This is a genomic window from Plantactinospora mayteni (assembly GCF_016862935.1).
GTDB classification, from domain to species: Bacteria; Actinomycetota; Actinomycetes; order Mycobacteriales; family Micromonosporaceae; genus Plantactinospora; species Plantactinospora mayteni.
Genome location: NZ_BONX01000029.1, coordinates 79,068 through 95,591, shown reverse-complemented (window position 1 = coordinate 95,591; position 16,524 = coordinate 79,068). Strand labels below are relative to the sequence as shown.

Here is a 16,524-nt window from a genome sequence, read left to right as displayed (position 1 = left end):
GATCCTCTGAGCCGCCTGTCCTCTGAGCCGCCTGTCCTCTGAGCCGCCTGTCCTCTGAGCCGCCTGTCCTCTGAGCCGCCTGTCCTCTGAGCCGGCGGTGGTGGCCCGCCGCGTCGAGTCGTCGGCCCGTTGGCGGCCGGGCCGCACACTGTGGTCATGCTCGACGACCTGGCCGCCCGGGTGTCCCGGCTGGACCGCGCGATCGCGCCGATCGCCAACCGTCCCGTCGACCTCTCCGACCCGGGATGGGCGGACCGGCTGCTCGAGGAGCCACCCGCAGCCGAGCAGGCCGGTGTCGCCGACGAGGCGGCCGTCGTGCTGGCCGCGCTCCTCACCCGGTACGCCGAAGGGGACGAGTCGACGCGTACGGCGATCCGGGGGCTGTTCCGGAATCACCGGTCGTTCCAGTGGGGAGTCGGGATGTCGTTCCCGGCCGACACGGCGGAGCGGTTCCGGCGCCAACTGCTGCTGATCTCGGCCCGCGACCAGGGCCTCGACACCCGTGACGAACTGCTGAACCTCACCGAGCTGTGCCGGGAGGCGACGGCGGCCGGGGTGGCGATCGGGCCGGTACTGCGTGAGGTGGCGGAACTCTCCAGCGACGTCGACCGGTACGGCATGGGCTCGACGCGGCGGATCCTGCTCCGCTGCGTACCCGAGGAAGAGCCGGACCGCCGGTGAGGCCGGCGTCAGTTCCGGGGTGTCGGGGTGCCGGCGGCGCTGCCGAGGTCCGGCGCGCTGGGCGCCTCGGCGATTGCCCCGGAGTCCAGCGGCTCCGCCAGGTGCGCCGTCTCGGCGGCGACCTTCGGCTGGTCGGCGGGTGGATGCTCCGGTGGCTGCCGGACGGCGACCACCGCCGTGCCGTAGGCGCACAGCTCCATCCACATCTCGCCGACCTCGCGGTGGTCGAACCGCATCCCGATCACCGCGTTCGCGCCGAGCCGGGTGGCTTCCTCACCCAACTTCTGCACGGCGTCGGTACGCCAGCGGGTGAGGTTCTCCGGCGCCTTGGGGTCATAGGCGCCACCACGGAGGTTCTTCACGCCTTCCCGGTACGGGTTCCGGGTTCGGGCCTGGGAAGATACGACCTCGCCGAGTACTGCGCGGATCTCGTACCCCGGTAGGTGATCCGTCGTCACGACCAGCACAACCTGATGCTGGCAGAGTCGGGGCCGGCCGTTTTGCGAGGGCTGTTCACATCGCTCCAGTTTGCGAAACGGCGCGGCTGCCGCGAAAGGGCCTCGGGAGCCCGACACCGGTCCCCTCGCCGCCAAACGGAGCGGAGTTGGCGGAGTTGACGGAAACGGCGCGGCGCGGACGTCCCATCGCAGTTGGAACGTCCGCGCCATACCCCTGAGGAGGGTGGGAGTGGTGCCTAGACGCCGGAGACGGAGGTGATCCAGGAACGGTTGTAGGCGACGCTGCCGTAGTTCTGGATGCTCACGCCGTCGGCGGTGGACGCGACGCCCACCTGGGCGCCGTTGTAGACCTGTGGGCCACCGGAGTCACCGCGCCAGGCGTTGCCGTTGACCCGGGTGCTGCGGATCGCCCGCCCGCCGTACGCGTCGGTGACGTTCGTGCTGGTCACCTGCACGGTGGCGGTCTTCAGCGTGGTGGACGCCGAGCAGCCGCTGTAGCAGGTCATGCCCCACCCGTAGATCGAGTTGGTGGAGTTGACCGGCGGGTAGCTGCTGGACAGGGGCATGTAACTGGTGCTGATCGAGGTGGACAGGTTGAGCAACGCCAGGTCGTAGCGGGCGTAGCTGGCGGACACGCCGCTGGTGACGCCGCCGGAGGTCCGGTTGACGCTGCCGACCCGCACCGACATCGTGCCGCTGACGCAGTGCCGGGCGGTGAGCACCCAGCGGGCCGCGATGATGGTGCCGGAGCAGGTGAACGAGCCGTTGCTGAACACGGCCGCGGCCCACGGGGCCGAGGAGACGGTGCCGCCACCGATGATGAAGGGGGTGACCGGGGCGGCAGAGGCGACGGACGGCGCGACGAGCGCGCCGGCCAGTGCGGTGGCGAGCATCACCAGGGTTCGGCGAAGACGCACAGGGGGCTCCTTCCGGGGGGTTACCCGGGGTCACCGGGTCGGTTGAGCCGCCGTAGGCGGGAGGATGTCCGCCGTACGGATTCGGACGGTCAACGTTCGGTGTCGAGGACCGGACGTTTGACGCCACACGCTAAGCCGTTCGTCACCTATTCACAAGGGTGAACCTCTGCGGTCGGTTTCCGACCCTCCCCGACGGGTGACCGGGTGCACCGGAGGCACCCGGCGGGCACCGGGGGTTCCCGCAGGGCATCGACGCGCCGGCCCGTGCATCAACTGGCTGGTCGGCCGGGTACGCTGGCTCCGCTCGCCCCTTCGTGGGCCGGCACCCAACTGCGTACACAGTCAGGAGTGCCCAGTGCCTCGCGTCGTCGTCGACGTCATGCTCAAGCCGGAGATTCTCGATCCCCAGGGCCAGGCCGTCGCGAATGCGCTGCCGAGGCTCGGAGTCACGGACGTGTCCTCCGTGCGTATCGGTCGGCGGATCGAGATCGAGTTCACCGGCCAGCCGGACCTGGACCGGGCTCGGGAGATCGCGGACAAGCTGCTGGCCAACCCGGTGATCGAGGACTTCTCGGTCCGGGTGGCCGATGCCGGCCACGCCGGGGAGAGCAATCCATGACCGCCCGGATCGGCGTGGTGACGTTCCCCGGATCGCTGGACGACCGTGACGCGGCCCGGGCCGCCCGGATCGCCGGCGCCGAGGTGGTGTCGCTCTGGCACGACGACCCTGACCTGCACGGCGTCGACGCCGTGGTGCTGCCCGGTGGCTTCTCCTACGGCGACTACCTGCGCTGTGGCGCCATCGCCCGGTTCGCCCCGGTGATGGGGACGATCGCCGCCGGTGCCCGGGCCGGCCTGCCGGTACTCGGCATCTGCAACGGGTTCCAGATCCTCTGCGAGGCACACCTGCTGCCCGGCGCGCTGACCCGCAACCAGCACCTGCACTTCCGCAACCGCGACCAGGTGCTGCGGATCGAGTCGGCGGGCACCGCCTGGACCAACGCGTACCAGCCTGGGCAGGAGATCCTGATCCCGGTGAAGAACGGCGAGGGCTGCTACGTCGCCGACGAGCGCACCCTCGACGAGCTGGAGGCGACCGGCCGGGTCGTGGCCCGCTATCTGGGCGGCAACCCGAACGGCTCACTGCGGGACATCGCGGGCATCAGCAACGAGGCCGGCAACGTGGTCGGGCTGATGCCGCACCCGGAGCACGCCGTGGAGGCGCTGACCGGTCCCTCCCTCGACGGGCTCGGTTTCTTCACGTCGATCCTCAAGCACCTCGCGGGAGTGCCCGCATGATCGAACGGAGTGAGGTCATGGGCCAGCCAGAGCCCGCCCTCGCCGACCACCCCTCGGCACCCGATCCCGCCCCGGTACCCCTCTCGGCCGTCGACGCGGTGGCCAGGATGGCATCGCCGGAGTCGCCGGTACCCGCTGAGGCGGTGCCGGTCGGCGGCGGCGCCGCGGAGCTGCCGGTGAACGGCTACCCCGGCGGCCTGGACACCGTGTCGAACGCGACGGCCACCCCCGGCGACCTCCAGCCCTACGCCGAGCTGGGCCTGCGCGACGACGAGTACGACCGGATCCGGCAGATCCTCCGCCGCCGCCCCACCCAGTCCGAGCTGGCGATGTACTCGATCATGTGGAGCGAGCACTGCTCCTACAAGTCGAGCAAGGTGCACCTGCGGCAGTTCGGCGAGAAGGCCCCGCCGAGCGACCGGATGCTGGCCGGCATCGGCGAGAACGCCGGGGTGATCCAGATCTCCGAGCAGCTCGCGGTGACCTTCAAGGTCGAGTCGCACAACCACCCGAGCTTCGTCGAGCCGCACCAGGGCGCGGCGACCGGCGTCGGCGGGATCGTCCGGGACATCCTGGCGATGGGTGCCCGACCGGTCGCGGTGATGGACCCGCTGCGGTTCGGCGCCGCCGACCACCCCGACACCGCCCGGGTACTCCCCGGTGTCGTCGCCGGGATCGGCACGTACGGCAACTCGCTCGGGCTGCCAAACATCGGCGGCGAGGTCGTCTTCGACGCCTGCTACCAGGGCAACCCGCTGGTCAACGCGCTCTGCCTCGGGGTACTCCCGGTGCAGCGGTTGCAGAACAAGGCCGCCGCCGGCCCGGGCAACGTCGTGGTGCTGCTCGGCGCCAAGACCGGCCGGGACGGCATCGGCGGAGTCTCCGTACTGGCCAGCGCCACCTTCGACGACGGCAGCGCGCAGCGTCGCCCGTCGGTGCAGGTCGGCGACCCGTTCATGGAGAAGCTGCTGATCGAGGCGTGCCTGGAGCTTTACGACGCCCAGCTCGTCGTCGGCATCCAGGATCTCGGCGGCGCCGGGCTGACCTGCGCGCTCACCGAGACCGCCGCCGCGGCCGGCACCGGCATGCGGGTCTGGCTGGAGCGGGTGGAGCTGCGCGAGGCGTCGATGCAGCCGCACGAGATCCTGGCCAGCGAGTCGCAGGAGCGGATGCTGCTGATCGTCGCCCCGGAGAAGCTCGACGCGGTGCTCCGGATCGCCGAGAAGTGGGGCGTACCAGCCAGCGCGATCGGCGAGGTGACCGGCGCCCCGGAGGGCTCCGGGCCGGGCCGGCTGCTGGTCACCTGGCAGGGGCACACCGTGGTCGACGTGCCACCGGGGTCGCTGGTGGACGACGGCCCGGTCTACGCCCGCCCGATGCGGGAGCCGGCCGACCTGATCCTGCTCCAGGCGGACCGGGCCGAGACGCTGCCCCGACCGGCCACCGCCGAGGCGCTCCGGGAGACCCTGCTCCGGATGATCGCCTCGCCGAACCTCTGCGACAAGACCTGGGTCACCGAGCAGTACGACCGGTACGTGCTCGGCAACACCGTGCTGGCGCAGCCGGAGGACGCCGGGGTCATCCGGATCGACGAGCGGTCCGGGCTGGGCGTCGCCATCTCGGTCGACGGCAACGGCCGGTACACCCGGCTCGACCCGTACCACGGTGCGAAGCTGGCGCTCGCCGAGGCGTACCGGAACGTGGCGGTGACCGGCGCGAAGCCGGTCGCGGTGACCGACTGCCTCAACTTCGGCTCGCCGGAGGACCCGGGCGTGATGTGGCAGTTCGCCGAGGCCGTACGCGGACTCGCCGATGGCTGCGCCGAGCTGGGCATCCCGGTCACCGGTGGCAACGTCAGCTTCTACAACCAGACGGGCGCGGCGGCGATCCACCCCACCCCGGTCGTCGGGGTGCTCGGGGTGCTGGACGACGTCGCCGAGCGGGTGCCGATGGGCTTCGCCCGGACCACCGGGAACGACCACGACCTGATCTTCCTGCTCGGCGAGACCCGGCTGGAGCTCTCCGGCTCCGAGTGGGCCTGGGTCACCCACGAGCACCTCGGCGGGGTACCGCCGAAGGTCAACCTGGCGGCCGAGCGCAGCCTCGCCGAGCTGATCGCCGAGGCGGCCCGGGTCGGGCACCTGCGCTCCGCCCATGACCTCTCCGACGGTGGCCTCGCCCAGGCGCTGGTCGAGTCCAGCCTCCGGCACGGTGTCGGCGCCCGGATCGCCCTGCCGGAGGGCTTCACCGCCGGCTCGATGCCGTTCGTCTTCCTGTTCAGCGAGTCGGCCGGCCGGGCGATGGTGGCGGTGCCGCGCGGGCACGAGAAGGCGTTCACCGCGCTCTGCGTCGAGCGGGGCGTGTCGTGGACCCTGATCGGGGTCACCGACACCGCCGGCAACGAGCTGGAGATCCGGGACCAGTTCACGATCGGCCTGCCGGAGCTGCGTGCGGCCCACAGCGCCACCCTGCCGGGCCTGTTCGGCGAGGGCGCGGCGACGCTGGCCGAGTCCGTCGCGACCGGGACGAGTACGCCGGACGCCGAGCCGACCGGGTCCGACCAGGGCGACACCGACCCGATTGTCGGCACCGCCCCGGCCGGGCCGGACGGTGCCGACCGCGCCGAGCCGGTGGGTTCCGACGGTGCCGCGTCCGCGCCGGCCGCCGGTCCCGCCGCCGCTGCCGGCCCGGACGAAGCCCCCGCCGCTCCGGGCGACGCCGCTCCGGCCACCGCCGCTTCGGGTGACGCCGCTCGTGGCGCTGCGGCCTCGGGTGACGCCGCTTCGACCACCGCTGCCAACCCGGACACAGCCACTGCCAACCCGGACGAAGCTGCCAGCCCGAGCGCGGCCACTGCCAGCCCGGACGCCGCCGCTGCCGGCCCGGACGAAGCTGCCAGCCCGGACGCGGCCACTGCCAGCCCGGACGGAGCCGCCGGTCCGGACGCCGCCGCTGCGGCTGGCGATGCCGCTCCCGGCGCTAAGGTCTCGGGTGACGGCGCTTCGAGCACCGCTGCCGGGGACCAGGAGGCGGCGGCCCGGACCGACGCCGGAGATCGCCCGACGGATTGATCCGACTGCGCGGCGGTCGGATCTTCCGGTGGCGAAGGAACCGCATCGTGACGGAGCTGACCGGACCATCGGACGACTCGGCGGAGTCGGTCTACGCCCAGCCCGGTACCGGCGCCAGGCTGGACTGGGGGCTGGCCGGCGCGGCCGAGCTGAGCCGGGTCTGCGCGGTGCTGGTGGTGGTGGACGTACTCTCCTTCACCACGTCCGTCGAGGTGGCGGTCGCCCGGGGGATGCGGGTGCACCCGTTCCCCTGGGGCGCCCAGGCCGCCGAGTACGCCACCCGGGTCGGCGCGGTGGCCGCCGTCGGTCGTCGCGCGGTGACGCCGGACCATCCCTGGTCGCTCTCCCCGGCAGCCCTGCACACCGCTCCGGTCGTACCGGAGCTGGTGTTGCCGTCCCCGAACGGTTCGGCGATCAGTGCCGCCGCCAGCGCCACCGGGCTGCCGGTGGTGGCGGCCTGCCTGCGTAACGCCACCGCCGTCGGGCGCTGGCTCCTCGCCCAGGGGTACGGCTCGACCACGGCACCGATCGGCATCGTGGCGGCGGGGGAACGCTGGCCGGACGAGAGTCTCCGGCCCGCCGTCGAGGACCAGCTCGGCGCTGCGGCCGTACTGGACGCACTCTCCACGGTGTCCGGTGGGCTCTCCGTCGAGGCGGCGCTGGCGCTGGCCGCGCTGAACAGCCTTCCCGACGTACCGGCGGCGGTCCGGGGCAGCGTCTCGGGGCGGGAACTCGTGACCCGGGGATTCGGCCAGGACGTCGAGATCGCGGTCCAGGTCGGCGTCTCCGACGTGGTGCCGGTACTCCGCAACGGCGTCTACTCGCCGGCCTGAGCAGGACCTTTCCCGTCGAGGCCCGCTTTCCCGCCGAGGCCCTGTCTTTCCCGTCGAGGTGCGGTCTTTCCTGTCGAGGTGCGGGTCGGCACGCGGTGCTGAGAACCGGCAGGGGCCCGGCTCGCCATCGCGAACCGGGCCCCTGCGGGTTTACGTCGTGCGGGTCGACTCGGTCAGTCGTCCAACCAGTCGAGTGAGCGGCGCTCCGAACGGCTCGGCTGCTGCGGCGCACCGGACCGGCTGTGCCCGGCCTGCGGCGCGTCGTCGTAGTAACCGCCAGCCTGCTGCTGCTGGTCGTAGCCGGCACGGTCGTCGTAGCCGTTCTGGCCAGCGCGGTCGTCGTAGCCGTTCTGGTCCTGGTAGCCACCGCGCCGCTGGTCGTAGCCGCCACCGGTGGTCGGCTGGTCGTAGCCGCCCCGGTCGGCGTCGTAGCCCTGCTGCTGGTCGTAGCCGCCGGCCCGGGTGTCGTAGCCCTGCTGCTGGTCGTACCCGTCGTCGGCACGGTCGTACCCGGCACCGGTGCGCGGCTCGTCGCCGTAGCCGCCCCGGCCCGCCGCGCCGTAACCTCCGGCGTCGTAGCCGTCGTCGTCCCGGCCGTACTGCTGGGTGGGCTCGTAGCCACCCTGGCCGGCACCCGAGGACGGACGGTAGGCGTTGGTCTCGTACGGGTCGGCCGCCGGGGCGTACTCGTCGGTGCCGCCCCGGCCACCGGTGTAGCGGCCGGTCGGCTCGTCGTATCCGTCGTCGTAGCCGGCAGAACCGTTGGCGGAGTATCCGCCGCTGCCGGAGACCGGTGCACCGTAGCCGGCACCCGATCCGGGAGCGTTGCCGTAGCCGGCCCCGGAGGCGGGTGCACCATAGCCGGCACCCGAACCAGGTGCGTTGCCGTACGCCCCGGCGCCCGAGCCGGGCCGGTCACCGTAGCCGTTGGCGTTGTTGCCCCAGCCCTGCTGTCCGCCGCCGCCGTAACCCGGCGTCTGCGGCCCGGGCAGCGGCGCACCGTACGGGTCCGGGAACTCGTCGTCGACGAGCGGAGCACTGTGCATCATGGTCGGTGCGTCGGCCAGGTTGCCGCCCCGGTTGACCATCGTCGGGTCGGCTCCGGCACCGGCGCGGTTGGTGACCCGGGTCGCATCGTCGTCCCGGTAACCGCCCCGGCCGGCCCCGGCGCCCCGTGGCCCCGGCCCGCCCGGTCCGTCCTCGTCGTCATCGCCGCCGTCTTCCTTGCGGCGCATCAGCAGCAGCACGATCGCGCCGACACCGAGCGCGACCAGCAGACCGCCGGCCAGGATCAGCACCCATGACCCGAGACCGCCGCCGGAATCCTCGTTGGCGGCCTGGTCCGGCGCGCCCGCGTCCTGGCTCTCCTCGGCGCCGGCGTCATCGGTCGGCTCGTCCTCGGCGGCGTCATCGGTCGGCTCCGCCGAGACGTCCGGCGTCGCGGTCGGCGCACCGGCCAGGGCGAGCTGGATGCCCTGGTTGTTGATCCGGGCGCCGGCGTTGGCGGTCACGTCCTTGGTGTCGGTGATGCCGTCCTTGGTGGCCCGGATCTGGAGCCGTCCCGGCGCGATCGGCCGGTCCTGCGAGCCGGTGAACCGGTAGTTGCCGTTGCTGCTCGTGGTCGCGCTGTGCGTACGACCCTGCCCGTCGGTGAGCCGGACGCTGGCGTTGGGCACCCCGTCACCGGTGGCCTCGTTGGTGATCCGCCCCGACACCTCGGCAACCGTCTGCGCCGGCGGCGGCGCCTCCGGCCCGCGCACCGTGATGTTCCGCTGGGCCGCGGCGCTGTCATTGCCGACGTTGGCGGTGACCCGGACATTGCCGGACCGACTCTGACCGGCCGCGACGTTCCCGGCACGCAGCGTGACGCTGTATGCCTTTGTGTCGCCGAATCCGATCGTGTCCCTGACGTCGCAGTTGCCCTGGCACTGCAACTCGTTGAAGGTGCTGGTCACGCTGATGTCGAACGAGGTCTCCCCGCCCAGCAGACCACCGCTGTTGTTGTTCTTGACGCTGAAGTTGAGCGTGGTCGCCTGCCCGGCGTTGAGGCTGGCGTTAACCCCGGTGATGCTCACTGTTGGGTCGTCAGCCAATGCTGGTGTGGTGGGGAGAGCGAATACAGCGCTGGCTGCCAGCGCCACGACCACACCGGCCCGGGAGATCCAGGCTCGTCGGTGTGCTGTCACATCCACCGCCTTCCGGGGCTCCACCGCCGACCCGTCGTCGGCGGGGATCAACCCATACGACTACACCGTCGGCAACTATGCCTTGTCCGACCGGATGAGCGCGACCCAGGGGCGCCGAAAAATGCCACGAAGCCGGATCGTATCGTCCCGAGGTGTCCTCTCCGCACAATAAGTCCGCAGCGGTCACGGCCGCGCTGGCGGACCTCGACGCCGGCCGTACGCCGGATCGGACGACGCTGCGTGACGCCGTCCGTACCCTACTGAGCGATCTGTCCCGCGCGGCGCCGGGGCGGGCGGTGGAGGTCCGGGTGCCACCCTATGGGGCGATCCAGTGTTGTGTCGGGCCGCGACATACCCGTGGCACGCCGCCGAACGTGGTGGAGATGGCACCGGAGACGTGGATCCGGCTGGCGACCGGGCGGATGTCGTGGTCAGCGGCGGTCGACGAGGGTCTGCTGCAAACCAGCGGCAATCGTTCGGATATCTCCCCTTATCTTCCCATTTAGTCGCACTCTTCCATCACCATCCGTCACTTACGGGCGCCATAACGTGGCTCTCTGTGTCGGCTGCGGTTCGCGTACACTGTCTGAGTCGACGGAACCCGAAATCACCCGGGCGACAGGCGAGTCCGAGCAGATCAGCAAGAGGGAGCGGCAGGTGCCCCGAGGCGACGGCCGGTTGAGCCATGACCTCGACCCCCAACGACCCGGTCCGCAGGACGCGTGCGGCGTTTTCGGAGTCTGGGCGCCGGGCGAAGAGGTGGCGAAGCTCACCTACTTCGGTCTCTACGCGCTCCAGCACCGGGGTCAGGAGGCTGCCGGCATCGCCGTCAGCGACGGGTCGGGCGTGGTGGTCTACAAGGATCTCGGCCTGGTCGCCCAGGTCTTCGACGAGCCGACGCTGGCGAGCCTGCGCGGTCACCTGGCGATCGGGCACACCCGATACTCCACCACCGGCGGCTCGACCTGGGAAAACGCCCAACCGACCATCCGGGCCAACACGGCGGGCACCACGATCGCGCTGGCACACAACGGCAACCTGGTCAACACCGCCGAGCTGGCCCGGGACGCGATCGAGCGCGGCATGGACTCGGACGGGTCGACCTCCGACACCGCCCTGGTGACCACGCTGCTGGCCAGCCGCCCCGACCTCTCGGTCGAGGCCGCCGCGCTGGAGGTGCTGCCGACCCTGCGCGGCGCGTTCAGCTTCGTCTTCATGGACGAGACCACCCTCTACGCCGCCCGTGACCCGCACGGGGTCCGTCCGCTGGTGCTCGGCCGGCTGGAGCGCGGCTGGGTGGTGGCGAGCGAGACCGCCGCGCTGGACATCGTCGGGGCGAGCGTGGTCCGCGAGGTCGAGCCCGGCGAGCTGATCGCCATCGACGAGCACGGCCTGCGGTCCGCCCGGTTCGCCGCGCCGGAGCCGAAGGGCTGTCTCTTCGAGTACGTCTACATCGCCCGGCCGGACACCACGATCGCCGGCCGCAACATCCATGCCGCCCGGGTCGGCATCGGCCGGCGGCTCGCCCGGGAGCACCCGGTCGAGGCCGACCTGGTGATCCCGGTCCCGGAGTCCGGGACTCCGGCCGCGATCGGCTACGCGGAGGAGTCCGGCATCACCTACGGCGCCGGCCTGATGAAGAACCCGTACGTCGGGCGCACCTTCATCCAGCCGTCGCAGACGCTCCGCCAGCTCGGCATCCGGCTCAAACTCAACCCGCTCCGGGAGAACGTCCGGGGCAAGCGCGTGGTCGTCGTGGACGACTCGATCGTGCGGGGCAACACCCAGCGGGCGATCGTCCGGATGCTGCGCGAGGCCGGCGCGCTGGAGGTGCACGTCCGGATCTCCTCACCGCCGGTCAACTGGCCCTGCTTCTACGGCATCGACTTCGCCACCCGGGCGGAGCTGCTCGCCAACGGGCTGGACAACGAGGGCATCCGTCGGTCGATCGGGTCGGACAGCCTCGGGTACGTCTCGCTGGCCGGTCTCATCGCGGCCACCGAGCAGCCGAAGACCCGGCTCTGTCGGGCCTGCTTCGACGGCGAATACCCGATCGAGTTGCCGGCGGGAAACCTGATCGGCAAGCACGTACTCGAAGGAGTTGACCGCCGGGTCGCCGGCGCGGGGGCGGAGGAGGTGGCCTCGGCCGGGGCCACCCGCGGTCCGGGCGGTCAGCCGTTCGTGAGCAGTTCCAGTGGCGGCGAGGTGTCGTCGCACGCGTAGGCACCACGTCGGGCGCGGCTCATGGGCACGACGCCCGGCGACAGGACCGGCCCAACCGGACACATCCGGCCGGGCAGCACGAAGTCGAGCGATCCTCGACCGCGACCGACGCGGCCAGCCGCGAGAACCACTAAGGGGAGAACCGTGACGCACGTGACCGAGCGCAGTGGTGCAGGAAGCGGCCCGGGTGGCACCCATCAGCCCTGGACGGCGGGTATGGGTCGGTCCGGTCGCAAGCGCACCGTGTCGTACGCGGACGCCGGCGTCTCGATCCACGCCGGTGAGCGCGCGGTCGAACTGCTCCGGCCGAAGGTGCAGGGCACCCGGCGCCCCGAGGTGATGGGCGACATCGGCGGCTTCGCCGGCCTGTTCCGGTTGGACACCCAGAAATACCGCAACCCGATCCTCGCCTCCTCGACCGACGGGGTCGGCACCAAGCTGGTCATCGCGCAGCAGATGGACATCCACGACACCGTCGGCATCGACCTGGTGGCGATGGTGGTGGACGACCTGGTCGCCTGCGGTGCCGAGCCGCTCTTCCTGCTCGACTACATCGCCTGCGGCGAGGTCGTACCGGACAAGGTCGCCGAGATCGGCGCCGGCATCGCCGACGGCTGCCGGTACGCCGGCTGCGCGCTGCTCGGTGGCGAGACCGCCGAGCACCCGGGCGTGCTGCGTCCCGACGAGTACGACGTCTCGGCGACCGGTGTGGGTGTGGTGGAGGAGAGCGAGATCCTCCGCCCGGAGCGGGTCGAGGTCGGCGACGTCGTGATCGCGATGGGCTCGTCCGGCCTGCACTCCAACGGCTACTCCCTGGTCCGGCACGTGCTGCTCGGCGCCGGCCGGATGCGGCTGGACAGTGTGATCGAGGACTTCGGCAAGCAGCGCACCCTGGGCGAGGAGCTGCTGACCCCGACCAAGATCTACGCGCAGGACTGCCTGAAGCTGATCGCCGAGGCCGAGGTACGCGCCCTGGCGCACGTCACCGGCGGCGGCATCCCCGGCAACCTGGTCCGGGTACTCCCCGACCACGTCGACGCGGTGGTCAACCGGGCCACCTGGCGACCGCAGCCGATCTTCGACCTCGTCCAGGCCAAGGGCCGGATCGAAGACCAGGACATGGAGTCCACCTTCAACATGGGCGTGGGCATGTTCGCCATCGTGTCGGCCGAGGACGCCGACCGGGCGCTGGCCTGCCTGACCGGCCGAGGCGTCGAGGCGTGGCAGGCCGGTGAGATCATCGAGGGCACCGGCGAGGTGCACATGATCGGCCAGCACACCCGGGGCTGACCCGGCGTACGATCCGGCGGCCACCCGGGGTGCGACCCTGCCAGCCGGGGTGCGACGCCGGTCCGAGCACAACAAAAACGCCAAAACCCGCATCCGCGATATTTGCCCGTGATTCTCGGCATACCTGGTCAGGACTTCACCGGGTGGCTACCGCCACCTAGCCTGAGGGGCACCTCAGACGCGGGGGAGGAGGGCCATGGCAGTCCGTGGACAGGAGTTTTCCGGCATGCGGGGGATCGCCGCGGTCCCCAGCTACGTGGTCATGCAGCCGACCACTCTCTGTAATCTCGATTGTGCGTACTGCTATCTTCCGCTGCGGGCGGCGGACCGCCGGATGACGGTACCGGTGGCCGCTGCGGTGGCCGGTCCGGTCAACGACTGGGCCCGGCAGGGGCGGTTCTCGGTGGTCTGGCACGGTGGCGAGCCGCTCGCCGCCGGGCGGGAGCACCTGGCGGCCCTGCTGGCGCCCTTCGACCCGTCGGTCGAGCACCACGTGCAGACCAACGCGACGTTGATCGACGACGCCTGGTGCGAGTTCTTCGCCACGCACCGGATCCGGGTCAGCGTCAGCGTCGACGGGCCCCGGGAACGCAACCGGGAGCGGGTCGGCCGGGGCGGCCAGCCGTCGTACGACCGGATCATGGCCGGTGTCGAGGCGCTGCGCCGGCACGGGATCGCGTACTCGGCGCTCTGTGTGGTGGGCCGGCCGGAGCCCGGACTCGCCACCGAGCTGTACGACTACTTCCTCGACCTCGGCTGTGACGTGCTCGGGATCAACATCGAGGAGACGGAGGGGGTGAACACCCGGCGCAACGCCCACCCGGCCGAGCTGGTCAGCGGCTTCTGGGCGGAGCTGGTCGCCGCCTGGCGCCGGGACCCCCGGATCCACCTCCGGGAGGTCGAGTGGTCGCTGCGGTACGCGGCTGCCGTCCTCGACGGTGCCGAGGACGACGTCCTGCCCCGGCAGCTCGACCCCATCCCGACCATCGGCTACGACGGCTCGGTGGTGCTGCTCTCCCCCGAGCTGGCCGGCTTCTCCGACCCGGACTACGGCGACTTCACCAGTGGAAACGTCCTGGAGACCCCGCTGGGGGACATTCTCGCCTCGGCCGGGCAGACGCCGTGGGTGAGGGAGTTCCTGGCCGGCGTGGAGACCTGCCGCGCCCGCTGCCCGTACTTCGGGTTCTGTGGAGGCGGACACGCCGCCAACCGCTACTTCGAACACGGGCGTTTCGACGGTACGGAGACGAACCACTGCCGCAACAGCAAGATCCGTCTACTAGAGGGAGTGTTGGAGCATGCCCGAGACCACGAGCCAACGGCCGCCTGAGCCCGGCGAGGCCGGACCGCACGATCCGGTGGCCGCCCGGGTCCTGGGCGCTCGGGCCGGGCTCACCACCCTGCTGCGGGAGGCGGCGGAGGCGCGACGGCTCCGGGCCGAGGTGGCGACCGGCGGGGACGGTGCGAGCGCGGTCTGCGCCTGGAACCACTTCGAGAACATCCCGACGTTCTACAACTGGAACAACCGTCCGCGCTGAGCCGAGGACAAGCCCTTACCTGCGCCGGACGACCGGTCACGACCAGCGGTAAGGACCTGCCGACGGGGCCGGAGACAGGCTCCGACCCCGGCAGGTCCTTACCGGTTGGCGTCCCGATCGGCGGTACGGCCCGCAGGCACTCGGACACGCGTGAGCACGCGGTGTTACCGCGTGCTCAGATGTGACCAGAGGTCAGCGGGTCGACGACCAGTTACCGCGGTCGTCGTCCGCGTCGTGATCCTCGTCATCGTCGTCGACATACTCTTTGTAGTCGTCGTCGAAGTCGTGGTCCGACTTGCGGCTGCCGCCGAGTTCTCGCTGCAAGGCGGCGAGGTCGGTGTTCGGGGAGTGGTACTTCAACTCCCGGGCGACCTTAGTCTGCTTGGCCTTAGCACGGCCGCGCCCCATGGCTCGACCCCCTCGCACAGAATTCGGGGCAGCCCGAAGGCGGGCCCCGATGACGTCAGGCATCTCTCGTGGCTCTTACGGTACATGGGGATGCCCCGGTTCGGCACCTCGGGTTACCACCGCCCGTGCCCGCGCGTCGCGCGGACATCGACGGGCGGTCCCATTCTACTCAGTAAGGAGTGCCACCCTGTCCCGGCCGTGACTTGTTTGCGGCCTCCAGACCCATCAGTCCAGTACAGCGTACTTTCTGCCTGATTACCCGGCAATCGACCGGAGGTCCGTCCCGGCCGGGGCGCAGAGCCGGTACCCGCCAATCGGCCCCGCCCCGGGGACGGAGACCTGTCAGCGCAGGTGGATGGTACGCAGCCGGCCGACCTCGGCCATCCGGCGCTCGGCGAGCCGGTCGGCGGCGACTGCCGGCGGTACTCCCTCGGCGTCGGCCAGCCGCAGGATCTCCCGGGTGGTGTCGAAGATCCGGGTGGCCCGCAGCTTGGCCCGCTCGAAGTTGAAGCCCTCGATCTCGTCGGCGACCTGGATCACCCCGCCCGCGTTGACCACGTAGTCGGGGGCGTACAGCACGCCCCGGTCAGCGAGCAGCTTCTCGATGCCCGGGTGCGCGAGCTGGTTGTTGGCCGCACCGACCACCACCGAGGCGCGCAGCGCCGGCACGGTGTCGTCGTCCAGGGCGCCGCCGAGGGCGCAGGGGGCGTACACGTCGATGTCGGAGGTGATCAGGGCCTGGGTGTCGGCGACCACGTCGACCTGCGGATGGGCCTGCCGGACCCAGGCCAGCGCCCGTTCGCTCACGTCGGTCGCCACCACCGAGGCGCCGTCGTCGATCAGGTGGCCGGTCAGGTGCTTGCCGACCTTGCCGAGCCCGGACACCCCGACCCGGCGCCCGGCCAGGGTCGGCGCCCCCCAGGTGTGCTCGGCGGCGGCCCGCATCCCCTGGAAGACGCCCCAGGCGGTCAGCACCGACGAGTCACCGGCTCCGCCGTGCTCGACGCTGCGGCCGGTCACGAAGCGGGTCTCCCGGGCGACCAGGTCCATGTCGGCGACGTAGGTGCCGACGTCGCAGGCGGTGTAGTAGCGGCCGTTCAGCGATTCGACGAAGCGGCCGTACGCCCGCAGCAGCGGCTCGGTCTTGATCCGCTCCGGGTCGCCCCAGATGACCGCCTTGCCGCCGCCCAGGTCCAGCCCGGCGAGCGCGTTCTTGTACGCCATGCCACGGGACAGGTCGAGCACGTCGTGCAGCGCCTCGGCCTCGGTGGCGTACGGGTAGAACCGGGTACCGCCGAGCGCCGGGCCGAGCGCGGTCGAGTAGATGGCGATGATCGCCTTGAGCCCGGTCTGCTTGTCCTGGCAGAACACGACCTGCTCGTGGCCGTCGGATTCCGGACCGTCGGTACTGGCGAATACGTCCATGTCTCGCTCCTGATCAGGTGGGCATCCTCGTGGGATGCGGGCGGGAGGGGGCTCCCGGCGTGCCGGCGGGGGATGGTGCCGGCCTGCTCCGAGCCTAATCGCGATCGGCCCGAGGGTGGATCGCGGCCAGTGCCGGTGGGATCTTTTTCCGGCTGGCCGGCGCGGTGCCCGCACCCGACCCTCACCTGCGGTCAC

The 16,524-nt window shown here is 71.5% G+C and carries 14 protein-coding genes and 1 pseudogene; 10 read left to right on the top strand and 5 right to left on the bottom strand.

The window, feature by feature from the left end:
• Positions 1–156 precede the first annotated feature (156 nt).
• Positions 157–681 carry a hypothetical protein gene (locus Pma05_RS21860; protein WP_203859309.1) on the top strand — a complete coding sequence of 175 codons (525 nt, stop codon included), beginning with the start codon at positions 157–159 and terminating at the stop codon, positions 679–681.
• An 8-nt stretch (positions 682–689) separates the two neighbouring features.
• On the opposite strand, the gene Pma05_RS21855 is transcribed toward Pma05_RS21860, so the two are convergent.
• Entirely contained in the window at positions 690–1,148 is a 459-nt protein-coding gene (locus Pma05_RS21855; protein WP_239312821.1) for a YbjQ family protein, read from the bottom strand.
• Between the two features lie 227 nt (positions 1,149–1,375).
• Positions 1,376–2,032, bottom strand: coding sequence for a S1 family peptidase (locus Pma05_RS21850; RefSeq protein WP_372441524.1), 657 nt, complete (start codon positions 2,030–2,032; stop codon positions 1,376–1,378).
• Between the two features lie 379 nt (positions 2,033–2,411).
• Between Pma05_RS21850 and purS the strand changes: the two genes are divergently transcribed.
• The 4 genes and pseudogenes from purS to Pma05_RS21830 all read left to right on the top strand — a co-directional run bounded on the left by purS (position 2,412) and on the right by Pma05_RS21830 (position 7,259).
• Positions 2,412–2,675: a phosphoribosylformylglycinamidine synthase subunit PurS gene (purS, locus tag Pma05_RS21845; RefSeq protein WP_203859306.1), complete on the top strand. Its 264-nt coding sequence runs from the start codon at positions 2,412–2,414 to the stop codon at positions 2,673–2,675.
• Positions 2,672–3,355 (top strand): phosphoribosylformylglycinamidine synthase subunit PurQ, encoded by a 684-nt coding sequence (gene purQ / locus Pma05_RS21840; protein WP_203859305.1) that lies wholly within the window; start codon positions 2,672–2,674, stop codon positions 3,353–3,355. Before purS ends, purQ begins: the two co-directional genes overlap by 4 nt.
• 107 nt (positions 3,356–3,462) lie before the next feature.
• Positions 3,463–5,880 (top strand): annotated as a pseudogene (gene purL / locus Pma05_RS21835) (phosphoribosylformylglycinamidine synthase subunit PurL); the annotation flags it as partial.
• A 602-nt stretch (positions 5,881–6,482) separates the two neighbouring features.
• Entirely contained in the window at positions 6,483–7,259 is a 777-nt protein-coding gene (locus Pma05_RS21830) for a 2-phosphosulfolactate phosphatase (protein WP_203859321.1), read from the top strand.
• A gap of 173 nt (positions 7,260–7,432) precedes the next feature.
• Here the strand turns inward: Pma05_RS21830 and Pma05_RS21825 are convergent, their stop codons facing one another.
• Positions 7,433–9,334: a carboxypeptidase regulatory-like domain-containing protein gene (locus tag Pma05_RS21825; RefSeq protein WP_203859304.1), complete on the bottom strand. Its 1,902-nt coding sequence runs from the start codon at positions 9,332–9,334 to the stop codon at positions 7,433–7,435.
• 263 nt (positions 9,335–9,597) lie between these two features.
• On the opposite strand from Pma05_RS21825, the gene Pma05_RS21820 reads away from it, so the two are divergent.
• From Pma05_RS21820 to amcA, 5 genes are all read left to right on the top strand, one after another.
• Positions 9,598–9,951: a sterol carrier family protein gene (locus Pma05_RS21820; protein ID WP_203859303.1), complete on the top strand. Its 354-nt coding sequence runs from the start codon at positions 9,598–9,600 to the stop codon at positions 9,949–9,951.
• A 151-nt stretch (positions 9,952–10,102) separates the two neighbouring features.
• Positions 10,103–11,668 carry an amidophosphoribosyltransferase gene (purF, locus tag Pma05_RS21815; RefSeq protein ID WP_203859302.1) on the top strand — a complete coding sequence of 522 codons (1,566 nt, stop codon included), beginning with the start codon at positions 10,103–10,105 and terminating at the stop codon, positions 11,666–11,668.
• Between the two features lie 144 nt (positions 11,669–11,812).
• Positions 11,813–12,958: a phosphoribosylformylglycinamidine cyclo-ligase gene (purM, locus tag Pma05_RS21810; RefSeq protein WP_203859301.1), complete on the top strand. Its 1,146-nt coding sequence runs from the start codon at positions 11,813–11,815 to the stop codon at positions 12,956–12,958.
• A gap of 226 nt (positions 12,959–13,184) precedes the next feature.
• Positions 13,185–14,288 (top strand): cyclophane-forming radical SAM peptide maturase AmcB, encoded by a 1,104-nt coding sequence (gene amcB, locus Pma05_RS21805; RefSeq protein ID WP_307836876.1) that lies wholly within the window; start codon positions 13,185–13,187, stop codon positions 14,286–14,288.
• The gene (gene amcA / locus Pma05_RS21800) at positions 14,257–14,496 is read left to right on the top strand and encodes a multiple cyclophane-containing RiPP AmcA (protein WP_203859299.1); all 240 of its coding nucleotides are present in this window, start codon (positions 14,257–14,259) and stop codon (positions 14,494–14,496) included. The genes amcB and amcA overlap by 32 nt, the downstream gene beginning before the upstream one ends.
• Positions 14,497–14,688: 192 nt before the next feature.
• Here amcA and Pma05_RS21795 read toward each other — a convergent pair whose 3' ends face one another.
• Positions 14,689–14,904: a DUF3073 domain-containing protein gene (locus Pma05_RS21795; RefSeq protein WP_203859298.1), complete on the bottom strand. Its 216-nt coding sequence runs from the start codon at positions 14,902–14,904 to the stop codon at positions 14,689–14,691.
• 342 nt (positions 14,905–15,246) lie between these two features.
• Positions 15,247–16,329 (bottom strand): Glu/Leu/Phe/Val family dehydrogenase, encoded by a 1,083-nt coding sequence (locus Pma05_RS21790; RefSeq protein ID WP_203859297.1) that lies wholly within the window; start codon positions 16,327–16,329, stop codon positions 15,247–15,249.
• Between the last annotated feature and the right edge of the window lie 195 nt (positions 16,330–16,524).

Coding starts and splice junctions, on each gene's coding strand:
- amcA (WP_203859299.1), top strand. CDS start 14,257: ATGCCCGAGACCACGAGCCAACGGCCGCCTGAGCCCGGCGAGGCCGGA.
- purQ (WP_203859305.1), top strand. CDS start 2,672: ATGACCGCCCGGATCGGCGTGGTGACGTTCCCCGGATCGCTGGACGAC.
- amcB (WP_307836876.1), top strand. CDS start 13,185: ATGCGGGGGATCGCCGCGGTCCCCAGCTACGTGGTCATGCAGCCGACC.
- Pma05_RS21860 (WP_203859309.1), top strand. CDS start 157: ATGCTCGACGACCTGGCCGCCCGGGTGTCCCGGCTGGACCGCGCGATC.
- Pma05_RS21850 (WP_372441524.1), bottom strand. CDS start 2,032: ATGCTCGCCACCGCACTGGCCGGCGCGCTCGTCGCGCCGTCCGTCGCC.
- Pma05_RS21795 (WP_203859298.1), bottom strand. CDS start 14,904: ATGGGGCGCGGCCGTGCTAAGGCCAAGCAGACTAAGGTCGCCCGGGAG.
- Pma05_RS21790 (WP_203859297.1), bottom strand. CDS start 16,329: ATGGACGTATTCGCCAGTACCGACGGTCCGGAATCCGACGGCCACGAG.